The sequence below is a fragment of the Sphingomonas sp. 1185 genome, assembly GCF_040544655.1.
Classification (GTDB): Bacteria; Pseudomonadota; Alphaproteobacteria; order Sphingomonadales; family Sphingomonadaceae; genus Sphingomonas.
Map to the genome: position 1 here is coordinate 156,584 of NZ_JBEPKL010000003.1, position 24,724 is coordinate 181,307.

General features: G+C 66.6%; 17 protein-coding genes. 7 read left to right on the plus strand and 10 right to left on the minus strand.

Features of this window, described 5'->3' with window-relative positions; translation table 11 throughout:
* The first annotated feature begins 51 nt into the window (after nucleotides 1-51).
* Nucleotides 52-1,074 carry a sensor histidine kinase gene (locus ABIC44_RS04180; RefSeq protein ID WP_309695128.1) on the plus strand — a complete coding sequence of 341 codons (1,023 nt, stop codon included), beginning with the start codon at nucleotides 52-54 and terminating at the stop codon, nucleotides 1,072-1,074.
* 49 nt (nucleotides 1,075-1,123) lie between these two features.
* Here ABIC44_RS04180 and ABIC44_RS04185 read toward each other — a convergent pair whose 3' ends face one another.
* The 4 genes from ABIC44_RS04185 to ABIC44_RS04200 all read right to left on the minus strand — a co-directional run bounded on the left by ABIC44_RS04185 (nucleotide 1,124) and on the right by ABIC44_RS04200 (nucleotide 6,434).
* Nucleotides 1,124-2,365 carry a DUF2254 domain-containing protein gene (locus ABIC44_RS04185; RefSeq protein ID WP_354293862.1) on the minus strand — a complete coding sequence of 414 codons (1,242 nt, stop codon included), beginning with the start codon at nucleotides 2,363-2,365 and terminating at the stop codon, nucleotides 1,124-1,126.
* Between the two features lie 200 nt (nucleotides 2,366-2,565).
* Complete coding sequence (locus ABIC44_RS04190) at nucleotides 2,566-4,794, minus strand: glycosyltransferase family 32 protein (RefSeq protein WP_354293863.1); 2,229 nt, start codon at nucleotides 4,792-4,794, stop codon at nucleotides 2,566-2,568.
* Nucleotides 4,795-4,942: 148 nt separating this feature from the next.
* Nucleotides 4,943-5,542 carry a zinc-binding dehydrogenase gene (locus ABIC44_RS04195; protein WP_354293864.1) on the minus strand — a complete coding sequence of 200 codons (600 nt, stop codon included), beginning with the start codon at nucleotides 5,540-5,542 and terminating at the stop codon, nucleotides 4,943-4,945.
* The gene (locus ABIC44_RS04200; protein ID WP_354293866.1) at nucleotides 5,463-6,434 is read right to left on the minus strand and encodes a patatin-like phospholipase family protein; all 972 of its coding nucleotides are present in this window, start codon (nucleotides 6,432-6,434) and stop codon (nucleotides 5,463-5,465) included. The genes ABIC44_RS04195 and ABIC44_RS04200 overlap by 80 nt, the downstream gene beginning before the upstream one ends.
* Nucleotides 6,435-6,674: 240 nt before the next feature.
* Here ABIC44_RS04200 and ABIC44_RS04205 point away from each other — a divergent pair, with 240 nt between their 5' ends.
* The 4 genes from ABIC44_RS04205 (at nucleotide 6,675) to eat (ending at nucleotide 10,703) form a co-directional block, all read left to right on the plus strand.
* A complete protein-coding gene (locus tag ABIC44_RS04205) occupies nucleotides 6,675-6,872 on the plus strand; it encodes a response regulator (RefSeq protein WP_354293867.1) in 198 nt (65 codons plus the stop codon).
* Nucleotides 6,873-7,087: 215 nt separating this feature from the next.
* Complete coding sequence (locus tag ABIC44_RS04210) at nucleotides 7,088-8,497, plus strand: ethanolamine ammonia-lyase subunit EutB (RefSeq protein WP_354293868.1); 1,410 nt, start codon at nucleotides 7,088-7,090, stop codon at nucleotides 8,495-8,497.
* Nucleotides 8,494-9,297, plus strand: a complete 804-nt coding sequence (gene eutC / locus ABIC44_RS04215) for an ethanolamine ammonia-lyase subunit EutC (protein WP_354293870.1) — start codon at nucleotides 8,494-8,496, stop codon at nucleotides 9,295-9,297. Before ABIC44_RS04210 ends, eutC begins: the two co-directional genes overlap by 4 nt.
* A gap of 14 nt (nucleotides 9,298-9,311) precedes the next feature.
* The gene (eat, locus tag ABIC44_RS04220) at nucleotides 9,312-10,703 is read left to right on the plus strand and encodes an ethanolamine permease (RefSeq protein ID WP_354293872.1); all 1,392 of its coding nucleotides are present in this window, start codon (nucleotides 9,312-9,314) and stop codon (nucleotides 10,701-10,703) included.
* Between the two features lie 52 nt (nucleotides 10,704-10,755).
* Here eat and betA read toward each other — a convergent pair whose 3' ends face one another.
* The 4 genes from betA to ABIC44_RS04240 form a co-directional block, all read right to left on the minus strand.
* On the minus strand, nucleotides 10,756-12,414 hold the full coding sequence (betA, locus tag ABIC44_RS04225; RefSeq protein WP_354293874.1) for a choline dehydrogenase: 1,659 nt from the start codon (nucleotides 12,412-12,414) through the stop codon (nucleotides 10,756-10,758).
* 11 nt (nucleotides 12,415-12,425) lie between these two features.
* Nucleotides 12,426-14,444: a betaine-aldehyde dehydrogenase gene (gene betB, locus ABIC44_RS04230; RefSeq protein ID WP_354293875.1), complete on the minus strand. Its 2,019-nt coding sequence runs from the start codon at nucleotides 14,442-14,444 to the stop codon at nucleotides 12,426-12,428.
* 162 nt (nucleotides 14,445-14,606) lie between these two features.
* Nucleotides 14,607-16,262: a trimethylamine N-oxide permease gene (locus ABIC44_RS04235; RefSeq protein ID WP_354293877.1), complete on the minus strand. Its 1,656-nt coding sequence runs from the start codon at nucleotides 16,260-16,262 to the stop codon at nucleotides 14,607-14,609.
* Nucleotides 16,263-16,453: 191 nt separating this feature from the next.
* On the minus strand, nucleotides 16,454-18,868 hold the full coding sequence (locus ABIC44_RS04240; RefSeq protein WP_354293879.1) for a TonB-dependent receptor: 2,415 nt from the start codon (nucleotides 18,866-18,868) through the stop codon (nucleotides 16,454-16,456).
* Between the two features lie 291 nt (nucleotides 18,869-19,159).
* Between ABIC44_RS04240 and ABIC44_RS04245 the strand changes: the two genes are divergently transcribed.
* Nucleotides 19,160-21,220, plus strand: a complete 2,061-nt coding sequence (locus tag ABIC44_RS04245) for a phosphocholine-specific phospholipase C (RefSeq protein ID WP_354293880.1) — start codon at nucleotides 19,160-19,162, stop codon at nucleotides 21,218-21,220.
* Nucleotides 21,217-22,254 (plus strand): haloacid dehalogenase-like hydrolase, encoded by a 1,038-nt coding sequence (locus tag ABIC44_RS04250; protein ID WP_354293882.1) that lies wholly within the window; start codon nucleotides 21,217-21,219, stop codon nucleotides 22,252-22,254. Before ABIC44_RS04245 ends, ABIC44_RS04250 begins: the two co-directional genes overlap by 4 nt.
* A 76-nt stretch (nucleotides 22,255-22,330) precedes the next feature.
* Here the strand turns inward: ABIC44_RS04250 and ABIC44_RS04255 are convergent, their stop codons facing one another.
* Together ABIC44_RS04255 and ABIC44_RS04260 are read right to left on the minus strand one after the other, a co-directional pair.
* On the minus strand, nucleotides 22,331-23,410 hold the full coding sequence (locus tag ABIC44_RS04255) for an FAD-binding oxidoreductase (protein WP_354293883.1): 1,080 nt from the start codon (nucleotides 23,408-23,410) through the stop codon (nucleotides 22,331-22,333).
* Complete coding sequence (locus ABIC44_RS04260; protein ID WP_354293885.1) at nucleotides 23,407-24,654, minus strand: aromatic ring-hydroxylating oxygenase subunit alpha; 1,248 nt, start codon at nucleotides 24,652-24,654, stop codon at nucleotides 23,407-23,409. The genes ABIC44_RS04255 and ABIC44_RS04260 overlap by 4 nt, the downstream gene beginning before the upstream one ends.
* Nucleotides 24,655-24,724: the final 70 nt, after the last annotated feature.

The following is a 24,724-nucleotide window of genomic DNA, read 5'->3' on the forward strand; positions in this document are numbered from 1 at the left end:
CGTCGCGGGATCGCGCAGGAGGGACGCCACATAAAAGGGCTTGGACGGAATATGGGGGTAAGACGCCGGGCCTTTGGGCAATTGCCGCTGCTTCGCGAGCGCAGGGCGCTGGCCTATGCGGCGGCGCTGCTGCTGTCGGCCATCGCCTGGTGGGTGCGCTGGGCGCTCGACCCGGCCTTTCCGCCGGGCTTTCCCTATCTGACGTTCTTTCCGGCGGTCATCATTTCCGCGTTCCTGTTCGGGCGCGGACCGGGCACCGTTTCGGCCATCGTCTGCGGCCTGCTCGCCTGGTATTTCTTCATTCCGCCGGTCCATACGTTCGATTTCGAATCCCGCACGCTGGTGGCCCTGGGCTTTTACGCCGGGGTCGTTGCGGTCGATATCGGGCTGGTCGATGCCATGCAGCGCGCCAATGAACGCTCGTCCCGACTGGCGGCCGAGCAGCGGCAGCTGGCCGAACGGACCGAGCTGCTCTTCCACGAATTGCAACACCGCGTGTCCAACAACATCCAGATGGTCGGTGCCATGCTGTCCCTCCAACAGCGGCAGGTCGTCGACCCGATCGCGCGCATGGTCCTGACCGACGCGTCCACCAAATTGCAGCTGATCGGACGAATCCAGCGGCAGCTCTATTCGACCACCGGAGAGCAGGTGCCGCTGGACATCTTCCTCCGCGACCTGATGACGGACCTTTTCGCCGCCGACAGCAAACCCGGCATCCTGCACCGGATCGAGGCCGTTCCCGGCATCCGCCTGTCCCCCGATGCGGCCATTCCGCTTGCCCTCATCATGGCGGAAGGCATCGCCAACGCGATGGAACATGGCTTTGCCGACCGCGAATTCGGCCAGCTCGTCGTTACCCTGACCCTGGAGGACGATATCATAGAGCTTCGCGTGATCGACGATGGGGCGGGCTTGCCGCCGGATTTCGACCTCCATCGATCGGACAGCCTCGGCCTGAAGCTGGTGCGCAGTCTGGCCAAGCAGATGGAGGCCGAGATCAGCATCCAGAACAACAGGTCATCAGGGGCGATGCTCCGCCTCTCGCTGCCCAACAGCGCCGATCAGGGGTGATCGGCAAGGCGCCGCGTGGCGCGCGAATGGGCGTGTCCCGTCGAAACGGTCAACGCGCATGCTCCTCATATACCGCCAGCGTCCGCGCCAGGGCGGCCTGGTCGAGCATCACGCGCTCGACATTCTGCCGCAGCTCATGCGCCAGCGCGCGGGTCGTTCCGACCGCGTGAGGCAGGGCCTCACCCAGCGCGTGGAGGATCTTGAAGGCGCGGATGGTGACCTCTTCCTCGCCTGCCCCCTCCCGCACGATCGGCGTGAAGCCGGCGCGGATCATCTCGTCCACGGACGGACGCGGGACATGGACGGGCGGCAGATCGGCATCCGCTGACGGCGCCTGCGCGGGCAGCTCGCTCAGGGTGCGCAACAACGCATTCAGCACCTCGACGGCGGTGCCGGGATCATTGGTGGCAGGTGCCAGCGCCCGCCCCGCAATCTCGCCAAGGGCGATCTGTCCGAGCCGGGGATCATGATCGAAATCGCGGTGCCGCTCGATCACGAAGGCGCCCGACAGGTCGTCGTCGCAGTCCGCCGTCCCCCCGACCACATGGAGCAGCGGACGCCCCTTGTGCACCAGCGTACCGGGGATCGCCTCCACATGGACGACGAGGTCGTGTTCCCAGGCCAGCGCGGCCAGGCGACCGATATCGACATGCGTCACATAACCGATCGCCTGTGACCGCACCGGCCGCGCATGGGCGGGAACCGGGATGGCCGGTCCTCCGCCCAGATATGGGTCGCTCGCGAACGCCCGCATGGCGGCCCCTGCCGCATCCTCGACCCGGTCGATCACGTCCGACATGCGCCCGAACGCGGCCAGGTGGGCGATCCAGCGCAGCAGGGTCACGACTACCAGCGCGACGAGCAGGACCGTGGCGATCAGCAGCAACACGCGCCCCTGCCCGCCATAGAGGCGGGTTTGCAGGCCGATGATGCCGACCACGGCAAAGATGAACGCCCCGAGAAAGGTCGAGAGCGCATTTTGCGACATGCGATCCGAGATCAGCAACTGGGTCGCACGCGGCGTCGCCAGCTGGGTCGCGGAGGAATAGGCGCTGACCATCGCCGTCAACGAGAAGGTGGTGACGGCGAGCATCGAGGAGGCGATGATCTCCAGGACCGTACCGACGGCATTCTGACCGATGTCGCCTGTGAAATGATAGGGGACCGTTCGGGCGACGATCCCCGCAAAGGCGGCGACGACCACGCTGGCGGCACTGATCAGCGCGGCGCGGAACCAGATCTTGCGAGCGATACGATGGAGGAGCCATCCGATGCGGGCCTTCGAGATCATCGGGTCCTGCGTTTCCTTTTTCTGCCTCTGCCACCCCGGTCGACGCCGATCCCTCCCACCGCGTCGCCCGCCCAGGGGGATGGAACGCGAGCGCACGGCAGAGGGACGGCGGCGTCTTCGGCAGCTTATACGCAGATGGCCGATCTTTGGCTCACCGCCCCTCAACGACGGGACGATTTTTCCATGCCGCGCCCCGCCGGTTACAGCCCGTTCAGCATCTTCAGGCCCGCGCTGTAGATCGTCGGCATGCCATGCTCGATATAGAGCGCCCGCGCATAATCCTTGATGACGTCGATGCGGTAGGCGGTCATGGCGTCTCCGAAGCCAAGCACGACATAATCGCCTTCCAGCGCTGCCAGCAGCGCGTGCTGCTCATCGGCGTCGAGGCGGCGTGTCTCGAAATGGAGGACCATCGGCAAGGCTCCATGGCCGAGAATGTCGAGGATGATCGCACTGTCCATGCTCCCGGCATCGACCACGAGGATGTCCGCCGCGCGGCCGCCGGTCTTGGCCAGCATGTCCTGATAGGTGACGACCGGCACCGCCGTCTTTTCGATACAGGACGAGCCTTGGATCATGCTCGTCTTGCCGTTGATCGCCTTCCTGCCATTGCGGACCGGGGAAGCGCCGACAGCCTGGGCCAAGCCCGGTGCCGCGACCATTATCGGGTCCACCGCATAGACCCTCCCCTCACCCGTCTCGTATCCGAAGGGCAGGAACATCGCGTTGCGGTTGTTGCGATAGCCGCGCTCCAAGGCGGCGAACCTGTGCGCATCGGGCTCCAGCAGAACCGCGGGTGGATCATAATTGACCATCACCGGCCGCAGCGGGTCGACCGACGTGCCCTCGCTCGCACCGATCCGCCACACCATATGGCCGCCATCGCGGTTGAGCAGCCAGGCCGCGACCTTGCCGAATTCGAATGCGAGCCGGTCGTCCGCATCGATCGACATATCGGGTTGCAAAATCGCCGCCATGCCGACGCTGCCGGTGCGGATCTCCCGCATTCCCTGGATCAGAATGCTGACATCCTGTGACCACTCATCGTCGTAACCTGCTAGGATTGCGGCGGGTTCTTCCAGATCGCCCTTGCGGAGCAGATCCATCGCCTTGTCCTTGCGCACCTGCTCGGGCAGCCAGGAGCCGCCCCAGACGTGGATGCCATAGGTGTTTTCCAGCGTCCGTCGGCGCAGCGACGCCAGCGGCTGGTCGTAAAGATACGGGTAGAACGCCTCGGTCCCGAGCCGGCGATGCGCATGCCGCTTCAAGAAGGCGCCGAACAGCCAGGGCCCGGTCGAGATATTGACCCGTGTCTCATCGAGATCATGGGTCATGATATGATCGAGCAATTCGCGGAAGATCGCGTGCCCCTTCGGCGCGCCGATGAAACCGATCGAGCAATAGTCGGTCGAGGCGTCCTCGTTGCAAACGGTCAGCGTCCGCGACATTTCGGCGGGGTCGAAATGCCGATGCGGCATGATGTCGCAATCCAGGCAGATACCGCCGAAGCGATAGAGGATTTCGTAGCGGGCGATGTCGGCGCGCATCGGAAGGACCGAGACAGCCTCGATCTTCTCGCGCGACATGGTCAGTTTCGCCACGTCCGCATCGGTCCAGGTGATGAAGCGCGCATCCGGGAACTGGCGCTGCCATGCCGCCCAATAGGCTTCGTAATGCGGCGGGATCGGCTTGTCTCCGAACCAGACCCGGTGGAACAGACCCTGCTCCAGATCCGGGTCGTGCACCGCCACCGGGGCCTCGGGCTGCGGGGCCGGAACCGGAGCGACGGAGACGAGCGCGTGTTGGTGGATCACGTCATAGGCGCCGCGCGTCGATCCCCAGAGCTGATGCGCATAGACCGGATCGCTGCCGTCATAGGCGATGCCGGTGAAATGCTCCGGGATGAAATAATGGCTGGGATAGATACGCAGCCGATTATAGCCATAGGCACGATAGGCGTCGGTCACCCGTTGCGGGCCGACGCTCTGCCACGCCATCCGGTCGGTGACGCTGGTCTCGGCGGCAATATCCTTGATGATCTGGCCGACAAACGGATTTTCGCTCTCGCACCCGAAATAGCCCGCAGCGATCAGGCCCGGACGTGCCACCTCGCTCTCCCAGCAGGCGAACGCCTCGCATTCGAGGAGATGCTCGTCCAGCGGGCGGACGCAGATGCTGTCGGCATCGACCAGGACGCCGCCATGGTGGTAAAGGATTTCCCACCGCATCATATCGGCGACCCCGTTGAGCTCGCGCGACCACATCGCATCCATATGCGCGCGGTTGGCCCACTGGCAGGCGGAAAAGTCCTGATTGCCCCATAAGCGGAACTCCCAGTCCGGATGCATCGCCCGCCAGGTATCGATGCAATTGTCCGGCCGCTTGGCTTCGTCGCCGACCCAGATGACGTGGAGGCGCTTGGGGATCATGGCGGCAATACCTTCTGGCTTGGTCGGGATGTTTGCCGAAGGGTAACCGGACGTGTTTAAGATTGTGTTGTCGCAATCGGAACGGAAAGAATCCGGGCACGAGCGCCGCCCGTGCTGCCCGGGCCATGCGATATTGGCGAGCGAGGTGTCAGATCGTCAGGCCGACGAAAATCGCGCCGGTCCGGCCGCGATCCTGCGCCGCTTCGAAAGCGTCGTTGATCCGGTCGAGCGGGAAGCGGTGGGTAATCAGCTCCTGGGTCTTCAGCACCCCGCGCGCCACCAGATCGATCACCTCGACCTGTTCGGCATGGATATCGTAAAAGGCGAAGCTGGCGCTGGGGATCAGGGTGATCTCGGACATCTGGATACGCTGCCACTCCAGCGGGATGGCGATGGCGCCATCGTCGAAACCGCCGACGATGACGACCTTGCCGCCGCGCCGCACCAAGCGCGTGGCGAGCGGCAGCGTATCGGGCATGGACTCGCCACCCGCGCATTCGAACACGATGTCGGCGCCGCGATCGTCGGTCATGGCGCCGACCGCAGCCTGCGGATCGTCGTCCGAATGGACGGTGCGGTCGGCGCCCAGCGCGAGGGCGTGCGGCATCCTGTCGATGATCGCGACGCGGGTAACCGCCGAGCCGATCTCGACCACCTCGCCCGCCAGTTCATGGCTCATGATACAGCAGTGAAGCTCCTCCTCCGCCTTTTCCCAATGGCGCAGGTCGGTTCCGCATATGCCCGCCATCCGCACCCGCGCCTTGACCCGATCGTCGGCGGGCAGGCGCCGCTCCTGGACTTCGGCGATCTCGAAACGGCCATTGGCGGTCTTCCGGGCGGCTTTCATGGCGTGTCTTTCGAATGGGGCGCGAACGGGTTCCGGTCCGGCGCGATTGTGCGGCGAAGGCCAGATCCTGCGTGCGGCTGATCATCCCGCCGATGCTCGGCGGGCGCGGCCCGGCCAGCGGCAAGAGGTCGACCGCGATGCACAGCAGCGGCGCGTCGCCGGGCCGGGCCAGCACGGGATCGAGCGGCAGGTTTGCGGACAGCCCGCCATCGACGTAGAGCGTGCCCTCGACCGCGACCGGAGGAAAGGCAGGCGGCATGGCGCAGCTCGCGCGGATATGGTCGGGCGCGATCCGGCCGCGCCCGCTGTCGAACACGACCTCCTCGCCCGTATCCAGCGTCACCGCCTGCGCCATATAGCGGACCGCGCCGTCATTCAGCCGGTCGAAATCGACCAGCCGCGCCAGCGTGCAGGCCAAGGCCGTCGTGTCATAGAGCGCGGGCGTATCGCGCGCGGCCAAGGCGATGCCCAGCGGCGCGAATAGCCCCCGCCGCCCGCCGAGCAGCGTCGCGATCACCTCGCCGCTGCGCCGCCAGCTGTCGATCATCGCGTCCCATCCCAAGACGCCCACAGGGTCGGTGGCTTCGGGACGCCACAGGTCGGACAGTCGCGGCAGCCGGTCCTCCGGCGCGTTGCCCGCGATGATCGCGCCGTTGATAGCCCCTACGGAGGTGCCGACGATCCAGTCGGGCGCGATACCGGCATCGTGCAATGCCTCATAGACACCCGCCTGATAGGCGCCCAACGCATTGCCCCCGGCCAGCACCAGGGCGATACGCAGATCGGGCGGCATTTGGAGCGTCATCCATCGACAAACCCACGAACGCCCGGATGGTCGCGCGAGGGAACGTTACTATTTTTATTTCTCAATGATATAGATCATAATTGCTGATAACTGGCGGCAACTCGCGTCGCAGGCGGGACGTTGCCCCGGCACCGAGGACGCTGGACCCGCAAGCCGAACTGACCGATCCCCGAAGCCTCGGTCCCCTCCGCCCTGTCCCGCATCGAACAGGAAGACCGGATCGACGCGGTGATCCTGGACGTCAATCTGGGCGGGCAGTTCGCGTTCCCCGTGGCCGACGCCCTGACCGCGCGGCACATCCCGTTCATATTCGCCAGCGGGTATGAGGACGACGTCGTGAAGGGCCGCTATCCCGACGTCGTCAACTGTGCCAAGCCGTTCGTTGCCAGACAACTCCTGCATTCGCTGGAGAATGTCCTGCCCTGACCTTCCGGGCCCATTTGCGTCGTTGAAGCCGACGGCGGCGCGATCGCACATAGGGGGCATGGACCCGATGGACTTGATCCGGATCACGTTGCATGATCCGGAAAGCGCGGGGGTGAAGAGCGGGGGGCGCGACCTCGCCAGCGGCGCCAGGGGCGGATTTGACAGAGCTCGCATCGTTCCGGCGTGGCATCCGGCATGGCGGTCAGGAGGTCGGATTGGCGTATTCCTCGAATGTCGGCGGCCAGCACTTCGTCTTTCGCGATCTCAAACACGTCCTGGCCTGCGCATCGCCGCTGCGCTCCGGCGACGAACTGGCCGGTATCGCCGCGGAAAGCGCGGCGCAGCGCATGGCGGCCCGGTTCGTCCTGTCCGATCTCCCGCTCGACCGGTTTCTGCACGAAGCACTGGTCCCCTATGAGGAGGACGAGGTCACCCGCCTCATCATCGACGGGCACGATCCCTCCGCCTTCGCGCCGCTAGCGCATCTGACCGTCGGGGGCTTTCGGGACTGGCTGCTGTCCGAACAGGCGGACACGGCCATGCTGGCGGCGGTCGCGGGCGGCCTGACCCCGGAAATGGTCGCCGCCGTATCCAAGTTGATGCGCAACCAGGACCTGATCGCGGTGGCGCGCAAGGTCCGTGTCGTCACCGCCTTTCGCTCGACGATCGGCCTGCCGGGGCGATTGTCGACGCGGTTGCAACCCAATCATCCGACGGACGATCGCCATGGCATCGCCGCGAGCGTGTTCGACGGGCTGTTGTTCGGGGTCGGCGACGCGACGATCGGCATCAACCCGGCGACCGACAACGTGCCCAACGCGATCGACCTGATGAAGATGCTGGACGATCTGCGCCAGCGCTACGACATTCCGACGCAGACCTGCGTGCTGACCCATGTCACCAACACGATCGACATCATGGCGCGCGGCGCCCCGGTCGATCTCGTCTTTCAGTCCGTGGCGGGCAGCGAGGCGGCCAATCGCGGTTTCGGCATCGACCTCGCCATCCTGCGCGAGGCGCACGACGCAGCGCGGTCGCTGCGTCGCGGGACGGTCGGCGACAATGCGATGTATTTCGAGACGGGACAGGGCGCGGCGCTGTCCGCCGACGCGCATCACGGCGTCGACCAGCAGACGATGGAGACACGCGCCTATGCGGTCGCCCGCGCGTTCGACCCGTTGCTGGTCAACACCGTCGTCGGCTTCATCGGCCCCGAATATCTTTACGACGGCAAGCAGATCGTCCGGGCCGGGCTGGAGGATCATTTCTGCGGAAAGCTGCTCGGCCTGCCGATGGGGTGCGACGTCTGCTACACCAACCATGCCGAGGCGGATCAGGACGATATGGACGTCCTGATGACGGTGCTGACCCATGCGGGCTGCACCTTCCTGATCATGGTGCCCGGCGCCGACGACATCATGCTCAACTATCAGAGCCTGGCCTATCACGACATGCTGTACCTCCGCTCCGTCCTGGGCGTCCGCGCCGCGCCGGAGTTCGAGGCGTGGCTCGACCGCATGGACATGCTCGCCCCCGACGGCACGATCCGCGCCATCGGCCCGGACCAGTCCCGGCTGCGGGCGTTGGCGGATATGGGGGCGGATATGGGGGCAGCGCGGCCATGAGCGACGATCGCGACCGGTCCCTGGTCGAAGACGCCACGCCGCGCGATCCATGGACGATCCTTCGCCGGGCGACCAGGGCCCGTATCGGCCTGGGCCGCTCGGGCAACGCCATTCCGATGAAAGAGGTCCTCCGGTTCCAGGCGGCCCATGCCATGGCGCGCGACGCGGTGCATGCCATGCTCGATGTCGCCGCGCTGGAGCGGGACCTGGCGCCGCTGGCCACCATCGCCGTTGCCAGCATGGCCCCGGACCGGGCGACCTATTTGCGACGGCCCGACATGGGGCGCCTGCTCGCGCCGGACGACGCGGAGCGGCTGACGGCCTTGCGCGGCCCCTTCGACATCGTGTTCGTGGTCGGGGACGGCCTGTCCTCCACCGCGGTACAGCGGCACGCCGCGCCGATGATCCATGCCTGCCGTCAGGCCCTGCCCGAGCTGTCGATCGCGCCGGTCGTCATCGCGCGACAGGCCCGCGTGGCCATCGCCGACCCGATCGGGGCCGCGCTCGGCGCACGCCTGAGCGTCATCCTGATCGGCGAGCGACCGGGCCTGACCGTGTCGGACAGCCTGGGCCTGTACCTCACGCACGACCCGCGTCCGGGGCGACGGGATTCGGAGCGCAATTGTATCTCCAACGTCCACCGGCATGGCGGCCAGAGCTATGAGCAGGCGGCGCGGACGCTGGCATGGCTGGCGCGCGAGGCGCTGCGCCGGTCGCTGTCGGGGGTCGCGCTGAAAGAGGGGCAGAACGCGGACACCCTCGAATCCCAGGGGACCATGCCGCGCATCGCAGGCGAATAATCGTAAGGGGGCTTATGACGCACGGGGCAGACACGCATCTCAGGAAATCGCTGAACGCCTTCCACCTCTGGGGCATTGCCGTCGGCCTGGTCATATCGGGGGAATATTTCGGCTGGAGCTATGGCTGGGCGACGGCCGGGACGCTGGGCTTCCTTGCCGTCACCGCAATCGTCGCGGCGATGTACATCGCCTTCATCTTTTCGTTCACCGAACTGACGACCGCCATTCCGCAGGCGGGCGGCCCCTTTGCCTATGCCTATCGCGCCTTCGGCCCCTGGGGCGGCGCGATCGCCGGTTTCGCCACGCTGATCGAGTTCGTGTTCGCCCCGCCCGCCATCTCGCTGGCGATCGGCGCCTATCTCGCCGTGCAGTTTCCGTCGCTCGATCCCAGGACGGCAGCACTGGGGGCCTATGCGATCTTCGTCGCGCTGAACATCGTCGGGGTCGGGATCGCGGCGACCTTCGAGCTGTTCGTGACGATCCTCGCGGTGGGCGAGTTGCTGGTCTTCATGAAGGTGGTCGCGCCGATCTTCTCGCTCGACCATTTCGTCGCTGGAGGCTGGGCAGGCAGCGATACGCCCACGCTGCGATCGCTCGGCGGCATGTTCGCCGCCATCCCCTTCGCGATCTGGTTTTTCCTGGCGATCGAGGGCGTGGCGATGGCCGCCGAGGAGGCCAAGGAGCCGCGCCGGACGATACCGATCGCCTATGTCACCGGCATAGTGACGCTGACCGCGCTGGCCTTCGGCGTCATGATCCTGGCGGGCGGGTCGGGCGACTGGAAAGCCCTGTCCAACCTCAACGACCCGCTGCCCCAGGCGATGCGGCGGGCAGTGGGGGATTCGAGCGGCTGGCTGCACATGCTGGTCTGGCTGGGTCTGTTCGGCCTCGTCGCCTCGTTCCACGGCATCATCATGGGCTATGCCCGCCAGATGTTCGCCCTGGCGCGCGCGGGTTATCTCCCGGCCGCGCTGGGGCGTCTGCATCCCCGGTTCCGGACGCCGCACATCGCCACGATCGCGGGCGCGGCGATCGGCGTCCTGACGATCTATAGCGACGGCTGGATCCGCTTCGGCGGGCAGCCGCTGACCGCGAGCGTCGTGACGCTGTCGGTCTTCGGCGCCCTGACCATGTACATCATGTCGATGCTGTCGCTGTTCCGGCTGCGGCGGCGCGAGCCCGACCTCGTCCGGCCCTATCGCGCACCTGGCTTCCCGGTCGTGCCCGGCTTTGCCCTGGGCATGGCGGCGGTCGCGGCCGTGGCGATGGTCTATTACAATGCGGCGATCGCGATGCTGTTCGTCACGGTCATGGTGATCGCCGTATTGCTGTCGGTCCGGCTGCGCGCGACGGCGTTACGCGATCATGGCAACCGGACGGACATGGTCGCCGCCAGCGACGCGTGACGGGCCTCCCGGTGCCGCGACATGGGCGCGGCACCGGCTGCCTCGCCGCCGCCTATCGCTGTCGGGTCTCCCACCCCTCGGCGCGGTAATAGTCCGCGTTCGAGGAGGGCAGCATCGGGCGGCCCAGGATATGATCGGCCGCCTTTTCGCCGATCATGATCGTCGGCGCGTTGAGATTGCCGGTCGTGATCGACGGCATCACCGAGGAATCGACCACCCGCAGCCCCTCGACCCCGTGCACCCGCAGCGCCGGGTCGACCACCGCCATGGGATCGGACGCCGCGCCCATCGCGCAGCTGCACGAGGGATGATAGGCGCTTTCGACATGGCTGCGGACGAATGCGTCGATCGCCTCGTCATCCATGACCGCCGCGCCGGGCTGGATCTCTCGCCCCGCGAACGGCGCCATCGCCGGCTGTGCGAAAATCTCGCGGGTGAGCCGGACACAGGCCCGCATCTCCACCCAGTCATCCGGGTGGCTCATATAGTTGAAGCGGATCGAAGGCTTCTCCGCCGGATCGGCGCTGCGCAGGCGGACATGGCCGCGGCTCTTCGACCGCATCGGTCCGACATGCGCCTGGAACCCATGGCCGGTCGCCAGCGACGATCCGTCATAGCTGACCGCCAGCGGCAGGAAATGATATTGGATATCGGGATAGGCGATGCCCGCACGGCTGCGGATGAAGCCGCAGCTCTCGAAATGATTGGTCGCGCCGAGGCCCTTCTTGCCGAGCAGCCATTGCGCGCCGATCAGCGCCTTTCGCAGCGGATTCATCGCAGGGTACAAGGTGATCGGCTGCTTCGATTCGATCTGGAAATAGAATTCCAGATGGTCCTGCAAATTCTCGCCCACGCCGGGCAGGTCGTGGACCGGGGAGATGCCGTGCGATGCCAGTTCCGCCGCCGGACCGATGCCCGACAGCTTCAGCAGTTGCGGCGAATTGATCGGCCCGCCCGCCAGGATCACCTCCCGCCGGGCATGGACCGTCGTTTCCACCCCGCCCCGACGATAGACGATCCCGGTCGCCCGACGCCCTTCCAGAACGATGCGGGTCGCCAGCGCATGGGTCACGACCGTCAGGTTCGGGCGGCGCATGGCGGGCTTCAGATAGGCATTGGCCGCGCTCCAGCGCCGTCCGCGATGGACGGTCATGTCCATCCGCCCGAACCCTTCCTGCTGACGACCGTTGATGTCGGCGGTCTCGGGATAGCCCGCCTCGCGCGCCGCATCGATAAAGGCCCGGTACAGCGGATTGGCCAGGCGGCCATAGCTGGTATGGAGCGGCCCGGAATCGCCGCGCCACGCATCGCCGCCCTCCTCCCGCGTCTCCGCGCGCCGGAAATAGGGCAGGACATCGCGATAGCCCCAGCCCGTCGCGCCCTCCGCCTCCCATCGGTCGAAATCCGCCGGGTTGCCGCGCACATAGACCATGCCGTTGATCGAGGACGATCCGCCCAGCACCTTCCCGCGCGGGGTATGCAGCCGTCGTCCGTCCAGATGCGGCTCGGGCTCCGTCTCATAGCGCCAATTGTACCGCGCCATGTTCATCGGGATCGACAGCGCGCTGGGCATCTGGATGAAGACCGAGCGGTCGGACCCGCCCTGTTCCAGCACCAGCACCGAATGGCGCCCCCCCTCGGTCAGCCGCGCGGCCAGCACGCACCCGGCCGAGCCCGCGCCGACGATGATGTAATCGAAGCTGTCGGTCATCGCAGATCCGCTCAATAGGGGCAGTCGATGTCGGTCATCGCGACATAGACGCTCTTCAGACGGGTATAATGTTCGATCGCGGCCAGACCGTTCTCGCGGCCCAGGCCCGACGCCTTGTAGCCGCCGAAGGGCAGCTCGATCGGCGTGACGTTATACTGGTTGATCCAGCACGTCCCGGCCTCCAACCGTGCGATCACGCGGTGCGCCCGCGTGATGTCGGCGGTGAAGACGCCCGCCGCCAGTCCGAACTCGGTCGCATTGGCGCGCGCGATCACCTCTTCCTCGTCATCGAACGGCAGCACCGTCATGACCGGGCCGAACACCTCGTCCCGCACGATGGAGGCGCGGTCGTCCTCCGCGACGAAGATCGTCGGGGCGACGAACCACCCGCGCGCGAGATCGCCTTCGGTCAGGCGCTTGCCGCCCGTCAGCAACCGCACGCCCTCGCGCCTGGCGCGCTCGATATGGCCGAGAACGATGTTCATCTGGGTTTCCGTCACCAGCGGGCCGATCTGCGTCGCGGGATCGAGCGGGTCGCCGACGACCAGGCGGGCGGTACGCGCCGCGAGGCGTTCCAGAAAGGCGTTCAGCACCGACCGATGCACGAAGACGCGCGTGCCGTTGGAGCAAACCTGCCCCGTCGAATAGAAATTGGCGAGCATGGCGCCCGACACCGCATTGTCGAGCGCGGCATCCTCGAACACGATCAGCGGCGACTTGCCGCCCAACTCCAGCGTCACCGCCTTCAGCCCCGGCGCGGCGGCCGCCATCACCGCACGGCCCGTGGGCACCGATCCGGTCAGCGATACCTTGGCGATGTCCCTATGCGTCACCAGCGCGCGGCCGAGCGGCCCATAGCCCTGCACGACCTGGAAAATGCCGTCGGGCAGCCCGGCGTCCCGGAAGACCTCCTCCAGCGCGGAGGCGGTCAGCGGCGTCTGTTCGGCGGGCTTGAAGATCATCGCATTGCCGCAGGCCAGCGCGGGCGCCGCTTTCCAGCAGGCGATCTGCAACGGATAGTTCCATGCGCCGATCCCGGCCACCACGCCCAGCGGCTCGCGCCGGGTATAGCCGAACGCCTCGGCCCCCAGGTCGAGATGCTGTCCCGCCACGGTCGCGGCGACGCCCGCATAATATTCCAGGCAATCCGCGCCGGACAGCACGTCCACCGCCTCGGTTTCCTGGACCGGCTTGCCGGTGTTGAGCGTTTCGATCCGCGCCAGTTCCAGATTGCGTTCGCGCAGGAGATTGGCGGCCCGGTGCAGGATGCGACCGCGATCGCGCGGGGCGAGCGCCGCCCAGGCGGGCTGTGCGGCACGGGCGCGCGCGACGGCGGCGTCGAGGCCGCCCTTGTCCGTCACCGCGATCCGGGCCAGCACCTCGCCGGTCGCGGGATTGCACGGCACGATCTCGCGGCGCGGCGGCGGAGCGGCCGGTATGGCGGCCAGGCGGCTGTCGACGAACGACCCGATCAGCGCGCACGCGCTATCGCCGTCGATCTCGCTCCACTCCGACAGGGCCCCGCGAAGCCACACCCCGTCGATCATCGCCGCGATGGTCGCGGCCAGCGCGGGCGCCTCCTCGGCCGACACCAGCGCGCGGAGCGGATGGCGCAGGTTGGACAGCATCCGCCGCTGATACACGCGCTGGATACGGAACAGGCGGGGCTGGTGGCGGACATGCCCCCAAAAGGCCAACCAGACCTTGCTGGTCGCTCCGTCGAGTTCTTCGGGCGCCAGGTTGGTGTCGATCACCGCCTGAAGCCGCTCGCGCGGGCCCTCCGCCTGCGCCAGCCGTAGCCGGAGCCGGGCCCCGAGGCGCGTGGTCAGCGCCCGGAACACCGCTTCGAGCAGGCCTTCCTTGTCGCCGAAATAATGGGCGACGAGCCCTGGCGACACGCCCGCGCGCCCGGCGATCTGGACGAGGGTGGTTCCGACGAACCCCAGTTCGGCCAGGCTGTCGATCGTCATCTCGACCAGCTGGCGGGCGCGACCATCGTCGGCGATCGGCGAAGAACGGGCAATGACCATGTTCTGAAGACTCGTTCAATTGAGCAAGGCACGGAAATCACGATGCCTGGAGTTGTATGGTGTTTCCGACCAAGGCGACCAGCCTATTCGTTGAACGCTTGGTCAATCGCTGTCAACGCCTGCGATCGATTCGCAGGGGCCAAGGCCGCGACGGCTTCCCCCTCACCCCGGAAGCACCGAGAAATGATGGGCGGCCGCGATGATCGCTGCGGCCAGGGCCAGCGCCGCATAGGGGCGTATCCCCGCACGCGGCGGATCGGCCGGCCGCGCGCCATCGGCGCGCGCCGCCGCCGGGAACCGGCCCCCGTCCTGGACATAATGGCGAAACACGAACACCGGCAGGATCATCGCGGCGGCGACCAGTCCGTTGCGCAGCGTGCCGGGACCCCACACTTCCGCCCCGGCGCCCAGCAGCGCCAGATTGACGAACCCCAGCATCGCGCCGACCGCGATCAGCCAGTTCGGCGCGCGGAACGGACGCGACCAGTGCGGACGATCGATGCGGTGGATCCACCCCGCCTGAAGATTGAGGAAGATGAAGATCATGTAGCAGACGTTGGACACCATCAGGACCATGAAATAGTCCGACATCATCAGCAGGATCAGGTTGAAGCCCAGGTCCGTCCACATCGCCGCCGTCGGCGCGCCGTGGCGGTTCACCCGCGACAGATAGCGTGGCAGCCAGCCATCGACCGATGCCTGATATAAGGTGCGCGACGACCCCATCATCGACGACATGACGATCAGCAGCAGCGCCAGGATGAACATCGCGACGAACAGGTTCGTGACGATCACGCCGCCCTTCACGATGCTCGCCAGCGCCAGCGCCACGCCCGTCCCGTCATAGATGGCGGGATCCATCAGTCCGCGCAGGCCCAGCGACGCCTGGAACGCCAGCGGCACCAGGGTGAAGATCGCCAGGCACATCAATCCCGCCGAGAAGATCGCCTTGTACGTGTCGCGCGCCGGGTCCCGGAACTCCCGCACATAGCAGACCGCGCCCTCGAAGCCGTAGGTCGACCAGCCCGCCCCGAACAGCCCCGCCGCCAGCACCGTCAGCCCCGCGGCATTCCAACTGCCAAAGCCGATATGCCCCGCCGCATCGCGGACGATGGGGACGAGCGGGAACAGGTTCGCGGAGGGCAGATCGCCCGTGACGATCGGCACCAGGCCGATGAGCGCAAGCGGGCAGAGGCAGGCGAGCGCCAGCACCTTCTGCGTTCGCGCCGCCCGCGCCGCACCCTGATGCTGCAACAGGAAGGTCATCAGCAGGAAAGCGGCGCCGATGATAGCGACGGCGTTGATCCGCAGCGTCAGTCCGGGCCGGATCGCGCCCAGGTCCAGCAGCGTCAGATGCCATGTGTTGATCGCCGCCCCCGCCGGAAACAGGCTGGTCAGGACATAGCCAGCCGCCAGCCCCGTACCCAGCGCCAGCACCGGCGACCAGGCCAGCCAGTTGCACCATACGGAAATCGGCGCGACGAACTTGCTGTACCCGATCCAGGCCGCCGCGCCATAGACCGATGCCCCGCCGGACTTGTCGGGATACAGGCCCGCAATCTCGGCATAGACGAAACATTGCAGGAGGCCGATCAGCACCGACAGGATCCAGACCGCCCAGGATGCCTGGCCGACCACCGTCGCGACGCCCCCCATGGTCAGCAGCACCCCGGCGGGCACCCCGCTGATCGCCCAGAATGCCCCGCGCCAGTCGAGCGCCCGTTGCAGCGTCGGGAGGCACGCGCCCGGCGCCCTGGGCCGGACGCCGACGTTCGCTTCCCCGTCCCAGCGTGTCGCCATCACCACATCGTCCGCCATTTCGCCCCCCCCTTGTTCGTCAACGGGTCGATCGTCGTCTCGCCGGGCGGATCAGCCGCCGCCCTGCCATCGCCCCGCTGCCGCCGACAGGACCCACACACGCGCCGTCGCCCGCCATGTGGCAGCGGCACAGGGGCCATCGAGAGCAGGCGGGAAGGGGTCGCGGCGACCGGATATCGCCGCGACCCGCATCAGAAGCCGCGCCGAAGCGTGACGAACCACTGGCGGGGCGCGCCGGCGAGCAGGGTCTGGTTGTCGCCGCTGGCGGTGAAGCCATTGGTGCCGACGGTCGAGATGTATCGCTTGTCGGTCAGGTTGGTCACGCTGCCCTCGATCGCGACGCCGTGGAGCGCTCCCGCATCCTCGCCGAAGCGATAGCCGATGCTGGCATCGACCAGCACGCGACCCGGCACCGACTGGTCGTTCAGATAGGTGAAATAGCGTTTCGACAGATAATCCGCACCCGCACGGGCAAAGACATGGCCGTCGTCATAGACCACCTCGCCCTTGACCATATGCTCCGGCGTATCGACCACCGTCTTCCCGGCGGTCGCGGTCAGCACGGTACCGGCGGCGTTCTTCACATCGTCCTGATAGGTGGCGTGATTATAGGAATAGCTGGCGAACAGGCTGAGCGGCCGGACGATGCGATAGAAGGCGGACACTTCCGCACCATAGCTGTGCACGCTGCCCGCATTGTTCAGCGTGGGCGGATTGCCCTGAATGCCCGACCCGTTGGCGAAGCTGAGCAGCCGGTTCGAGAAGTCGATGAAATAGCCCACCGCCGACAATTGCAGCCCGCCGCTGCGCAGTCGCCCGCCGCCCTCGATCGTCTTCGACGTCTCCGGCTTCAGGGTCGAGCGGATGCCGTTGAAGCCCGCCTGGGTCGTCGCGAACGGGCCGGTCGTCGCCGAGGAGACGAAGGCGCGCATATTCTCGGTATAGCTCGCGAAGAGTTCGGCTGCCTCGCTCACATGATAGACCGCACCGACCTGCGGCAGGAACCAGTCCTCGGCCTTGATCCGGCCGTTCACCAGGCTGCCGACCAGCAGGTTCGCCTGGTTCTTGACGCGCATCCCCTTCCATCCGCCGTTCAGCGTCAGATTGCCGAGGGTCAGCGTGTCGGCGACGTGATATTGCAGGGTCTCGGTGTCGTATTTGCCGTACCATTGCGTCCGATACGGGTTCGATTGGAATTCGAGCGCGTTGCGGTTCGGACTGGTCCCGTCGTTCATGCCATAGAAGCGGCGCGCCTGGGTAAAGCTGTTGCTCTCATACCAGGCGCCGACCTCGAAGCGGTTCGCGCCGGTCTCGTAGAACAGGTTGGTCAGATTGCCCCCGCGGCTGATGCTATATTCGGTGACCCGAAAGCCCAGCGGCGAGGCGAGCCCCGTGGTCGATGTCGAGGACGCGGCCAGGGGCGTTCCATCCGGTCCCAGCGCACCGGCGGGCGTCGCCGAATAGGGGGTGATCCACGACCCCTGCCCCTTATTGTAATGATAATAGCTGGTCGAGACGATCGACAGTTCATCGGTCAGCTTGCCGTCGAAGGTCACGCCCCCCAGCACGTCGCGGCGCAGACCGGCCGCATTATAATAGGCATCGTCGGGCGTCCCGAACCCGCTGGGATAGGTGAGACCCGCCCCCGTCCAGGGCGCGACGAAGCCCGCCGACGAGCCGTTATTCGCCTTCTGATAGCTCGCGAGCGCGGTCTGGTTCTGGTAGACGCGCGCGATCTGTAGCGCGAGCGAATAATTGTCGGTGATATTGTCGTTGTTCAGCCCCCGACGCCGGATGATGTCATAGCTCAAGTCCTGATAATCATTCTCGCGCCGGTCGGAATAATCGACAAAGGCCGTGATGCTGCCGCGCGCACCCATATCCTTCATCAGCTTGGCATTGACCTGCTGCTGGCGCTGGCGGCCGAACCCCTTCCACTTGTCGGTGGTGAGATAGGCGTAGCTGAGATAGCCCTTGACCCCGCCGCCCAGATCGCCGGTGTCGAGCCGCGCGAAACCGCGCCAGGTATTGTTGCTGCCATAGGTGCCCGACCCGACGATGTCGAACGTGTCGGACGGCTTGCGGCTGACGAATTGCAGCGTGCCGCCCAGGTTGCTGGTCGACGCCGTCCCGAGCGCGCCCGCTCCTTGCGCGACGGTCGTGCTGGCGAGGTTGTCGGAGATGATCGCGCGGCTGATGTGCAGGCCGTTGACATTGCCATAGCTCATGTCGCCGAGCGGCACGCCGTCGAGCGTGAAGCCGAGCTGGTTCTGGTTGAACCCGCGCAAGCTGATCCGCGTCGACCATTCATAGGCACCGAACGCATCGGCCGACTGGAAATTGACGCCCGGCAGCTTGGCGATCGCCTTGAGCGGCGACGTGCCGGGGGTGAGCCGCTCCATATCGATGGCCGCGACCGTCTGCACCTGGCGCGCCTGGCCAAAGCCCAGCACGACGATGTCGCCATGGGCGGCCTCGGCATCGCCCGAATTGCCCTGCGCGCCGGTGGCCGGCTTCGGCGCCTTGGCGGCATCCTGTGCCTGGGCCGCAACGGCCATTGTGAGCATGCCCGTTCCCGCAAGCAGATAGGCAACGATCTTAGTCATCCCACACCCCCCAAAATGTTCCGCGACGGCCCGATTCGGCATTCAATTGTTCGCATCCGCACAAATTTTTGCAAGATGCTTTCACGAGCGTTGAATGGGCGATCAGCATCTTCCATGGGGCATATTAGCGGACGTTATGGCCGCTATACCCCTACGGCCGGGCAAGGTGCGATGCCGGGAGCAGGGCATTGCACAGGGCCAGAATGATCTTGTCCGGCATTCCTTGATTGTTTATTCAATGGAGCGATCGCGGGTCGGGACCGACAGGTCCGGCCGCGCTTGGAGGCCGACATGGATCAGCACAGTCGCCGTCATTTCCTGTCCTCGATGGCGGGCGCTGCCGCAGCGTGCGCGATGCCGCCGTCCATCGCGCGGGCGCTCGCGCTGCCCGCCGATCGCCGAAGCGGGACGATCGCCGATGTCGACCATGTCGTGATCCTGATGCAGGAGAACCGGTCCTTCGATCATTATTTCGGCACCCTGTCGGGCGTGCGCGGGTTCGGCGATCCGAGGCCGCTGACGCTGCGGTCCGGGCGCAGCGTCTTCCACCAGCCGGGCGCCGACGGTCTTAGCACCGTCCCGCCCTTTCACCTCGACACGTCGCGCACGCGGGGCCAACTGCTGAAGAGCCTGGATCACAGCTGGAAATCGGACAGCGCCGAATGGGCCGCCTATGACTGCTGGGTGCGGCACAAGACGCCCATGACGATGGGCTATTTCCGTCGCGCCGACATACCCTTTTACTATGCGCTGGCCGATGCGTTCACGATCGGCGATGCCTATTACGCCTCGCTTCACGGCCCGACGAACCCAAATCGCATGTATCTGTTCACGGGAACCAGCGGCCTGACCGTCGGCGATCCCGGTCCGCAGGCGATCGACAATGCCGATGACGGCAACTGGACCGGCGACGCCGCCCGCGACCGCCCCGACTTTCCCGGCGCGCGCTGGACCACCTATGCCGAGCGGTTGCAGCGGGCTGGCATCCGGTGGAAGCTGTACCAGGAGCATGACAATTACGGCGACAACAGCCTCGCCTATTTCGCGGCGTTCCGGGGCCTTTCTCCGCAGGACGAACTGTATCGGCGCGGCCGGGCGATCGTGCCAAGCTCAACGGCGGCGAACGCGGCGGAGACCACGGCCCAGCATCTGGTCGACGCCTTTGCCGCCGATGTGACCGCCGGAGCCTTGCCCCAGGTATCCTGGATCGTCGCTCCCCAGCGTTATTCGGAACATCCCGAGGCCCCACCGGCACTGGGCGAGTCGCTGGTGTCGCGGGTGATCGATGCGCTGACCGCGAACCCGGCGGTCTGGGCGAGGACCGCGCTGATCATCACCTATGACGAGAATGACGGCTTTTTCGATCATATGCCGGGGCCGCTCCCGGCGCTGACCCCGGCAGCCGGGCGGTCGGGGATCGATGTGGCGGGCGAGAGCTATCGCGGGCAGCCGGTCGGACTGGGCGTTCGCGTCCCCCTGATCGTGGTATCGCCATGGACGCGTGGCGGATGGGTGAACAGCCAGGTCTTCGACCACACGTCCGTCCTGCGTTTCCTGGAGCGGCGGTTCGGCGTCATGGAACCCAATATCAGCCCGTGGCGGCGTGCGGTCACGGGCGACCTGACGAGCATGTTCGACTTCGATGACCCCGATGCGTCGGCGCTGCATGCCTTGCCATCGACGCGCGATGCCGCGGCCCGGCTCTCCCGTCAGGCCCGCCTGCCCGATCCCGTGCCCGGCACCGTCGGCGATCCGCCCGTGCAGGAGCCGGGAGGCCGTCCGGCGCGGCCATTGCCCTATCGGCTGACGGTTGACGAAGCGACGGCGCCGGGCCTGGCGCTGCGCTTCGCCAACACCGGGACCGCCGCCGCCGTCTTCGCGGTGTACGACGTGATGGGAATGGCGGGGCCATGGCACTACACCGTCCTGCCCGGTACGACCATGTCGGACACGCCGCACGGCCTTCCCGCGCACGGCGGCTATCGACTGGAAATCCACGGACCAAATGGTTTCCTGCGCGCGCTTTCCGGGACGATGGACGGACCGCCGGGGCTGCACGCGTCCCTGGCTGAGAGAGGTGACAGGATCATGCTGACGATCACGCATCACGGCACCGCGCCCATCCGGGTCGCGGTGACACCCCCTGCCGGCACCGGCCATCCCGAACAGACATGGCGGATGGCGCCCGGCGCGACCCGGACCATCGACTATGACGTGGCGGGGAACGACCATTGGTACGACCTGACGGTCGCGATAGCGGGCACGACATGGGCCCGCCGCTTCGCCGGTCATGTCGAGACCGGACGCCCCAGCCGCAGCGATCCCGCGATCCGGACGGGAGCGTCGGCATGAAGCGGCTCGTCATGGCACTGGCATCCATCGCCCTGGTCGGCGCCGCCCCCGATCCGCTCGCCAACTGGACACCGGCCGAGCGGGCCGCGATCGATACGACGCTGTCGCACGCCCAACCCGGCGACTATGCGACCTTCGACGCCGACAATACGCTGTGGGTCAGCGACCTCGAGGAGTCGTTGCTGCCATGGCTGGAAAACCATGGGTTCCTGCATGCGGACCGCCTCGATCCCATGCTGAAGCCGGTGCCGATGCTGCCGGGGGAAAGCCTGTATGGCTATTATCATCGGCTGTGCGAGGTCGATGACAATCTATGCTACCCCTGGATCGCCCAGGCTTTCTCGGGTCTGTCGCTAAAGCTGTTGAAGCAGCAGGTCGACGCGATGATCGCCGACGGGCGACCGATCCCGGTCCGCTACCGGGTCGGTGATCGCGAGGTTGCGGGCACGGTCATGCCGCCCCGCATCATGCCGGGGCAGCGCCAGCTGCTCGCCGCCCTGCGCGCGCGGGGCGTGCGGATCTATGTCGTCACCGCCTCGCTCGAGGAGCTGGTGCGGATGGTCGTCTCCGATCCGCGCTATGGACTGGACGTGCCGCCGGACCGGGTGATCGGCGTCACCATGCTGCTGCGCGATCCGGAAACCGGGGCGGTGACGACCGCCCGGCAACAGATCGCCAAGGGGCATTTTCTCGACGGCGTCTATTCCGCCCAGCATCACGCCGACATGGTCCTCACCCCGACGCTCTGGGCGCCGCTGACCTGGCATGAGGGCAAGGTCGCGGCGATCCGGACCTATATCGACCCGGTGCGCCATCCGCTGCTCGCCGCCGGGGACAGCGCCAGCGACTGGCCGATGCTGTTCTATGCCGACGGATTGCGGATCTGGGTGGAACGTCGTGCGACGCCCAATGCCGCCCTGCTCGCGCGCCGCCATTTCATGGCCGATGGGTCGCATGGGCGCGAAAGCGGCACGGGGGCATTCGACCAGCACTGGATCTCCCCCTTCCAGAGCGATCTCGCCCGCGGCGATTGAACACCGCTCCGCCCGCAGTGCCCGGAAAGCCTGCGGGCGGATGCGTCGTGATGGGGGGGCAGGATCAGCGGGGCGGCTAGGCCCCCACCTGCACATCGCCGCGCGGAACGGAGCAACAGGCGAGGATGTATCCGTCCGCTATGTCTTCGTCGAGGATGCCGCCATTGTGGTTCATGTCGACCGCTCCGGCGGTCAGGCTGATCTTGCAGGTGCCGCAAAGCCCGGACTCACAGGCGGCCGGGATGCGCACGCCGACCGAGCGGGCGATTTCGAGGATGGTCTGGCCAGCGGGCGCGACCGCTGCGACGTCGGATTCCAGGAACCGGATCGTCGCCGCATCGGCGCCCGGCGCGGCCTGCTCGGCGGGTGCCTCGCGGGTCGCTACCGGCAAATCCCCGAAACTCTCCTGATGATAGCGCGCCATGTCATGGCCCGCATCGGCGAGGATGCCTCTCACGGCGCCCATGAATCCATCGGGGCCGCAGCAGAACACCTCGCGCGTCAGCATGTCGGGCACGAGGATGGGCAGCCGCGTGGCGTCCAGACGGCCGCGATGCCCCGTCCAGGCTACGCCCGGCGGCGTGTCGCGCACGATCATGCTCAGCGCCAGCTTCGGCATCTGCCGGTCGAGCAGTTCGAGTTCGTGCCGGAAGATCAGTTCGTCGGGACTGCGCGCAACGGTGACGAAGGCCACGTCGCTGTCCGGCGCGACATCGGCGATCCAGCGGAGCATCGCCATCATCGGGGTGATGCCCGATCCCGCCGACACGAACAGATAGCGCGACGCCGGATGGGCGACATGGGTGAAATGCCCGGTCGGACCATAAGCGCGCAGCCGCATGCCGACGCGCAGATGATCGAACATCCATCGCGTGCCGATGCTCTCCGCCTGTGCCTTGACGGTCACCGCTACCGACAGGGGGCGCGATGGCGAGGACGACAGGGTATAGGTGCGCAGCAGCGGCCCACCCTCGATCGGGAGTTCCAGCGTCACGAACTGGCCCGGACGATAGCGGAACCAGATGCCGGGATCGGCGCGGAAGACGAAGGTCCGGACCGTCGGGGTTTCGGCATGGACGCCGATCACCTCCAGTTGGTGGAGCCGGTCGTTCCACACGCCCATGTCATCGAGATGCAGATGCGCCCCCGCAATCATGCCACGCGCCGGACATGGCCCCGCCCGGCCCCGCCCAGCCGTTCCTCGACCGAGCGCGCATACCAGTCGACGAACTGGATCACGCCGCCTTCCTGCAAGGGCGAATAGGGCCCCGGTTCATAGGCGGGCGAGCGGATGCCCAGCGCATTCTCCTCGACGATGCGGCGATCCTGGTCGTTGGTCTGCGTCCAGACATGGGTCAGCTGGTCGAGGTCATAGTCGACGCCCTCCACCGCATCCTTGTGGACCAGCCATTTGGTCGTCACCGCCGTCTCGTTCGGACCGATCGGCATGACGCGGAAGGTCACGGCATGGTCGATCAGGACATGGTTCCAGGTCGTGGGATAGTTGAACAGCATCAGTGCGCCGATGCGCTCGGCCGCGACCCCGTCCGACAGCCCGCGCGCGACCGCCCGCTCGCCATTCATCGTATAGCTTTCGGCATCGCGCAGCAGCGGCGCACGGATCGCGCGAAACTGGCCGCTGTCATGCATGCGGAATTGCGCGGGCAGCCCCGCCGCCTCGCACCGCGCCCAATGGTCGGCCATCTCCGGGTCCTCGCCACCGCCAGCGACGCCGGTGACGTTCGGCGATTCCGAATAGGTCTTGCACAATTCGGGATGACTGCCCGCGCAGTGATAGCATTCGCGGTTATTCTCCCACACCAGCTTCCAATTGCCCTTCTCGACGATGGTCGACTGAAAGGCGATCTTCGCATCGGCGAGGTTATGTGGCGCGAAATAGGGGCGCATCAGGTCGCTGAAGGGCGCGAAGGCGGGCGGCTCGGCCGCGAGGCAGACGAAGATATAGCCCGCGACACTCTCGCACGCGACGGGCTTCAGCGAATGCTGGCTGCGGTCGAAATCCTCGCCCATCTGGCGCGCGAAGGCCAGCGAACCGTCAAGATTATAGGTCCATTGATGATAGGGGCATACCAGCTTGGGGGCGACGCCACGCTCCGCATTGCAAACCCGGCTGCCCCGATGGCGGCAGCTATTGTGGAAAGCGCGGATCGTGCCGTCGCGATCGCGCACCACGACGATCGGATAGGCGCCGACCTGCATGGTGAAATAGCTGCCCGGCTTGGTCAGCTCGCAGTCGTGCCCGGCGAACAGCCAGTCGCGATACCAGATCAGCTCCAGATCCAGGTCGAAGAAATCCTGGTCGACATAGAAGGGCTGCGGCAGCGAATATCCCGCCTTGCGGGACCGGATCAGGTTCAGCATCTCGCTACGGGCGTTCACCTTGCCATCCTTCTTCTCATGGGTGGTCCCGACCGACGTGAATCACACGGGCGAGCTTCGGGGATCATTG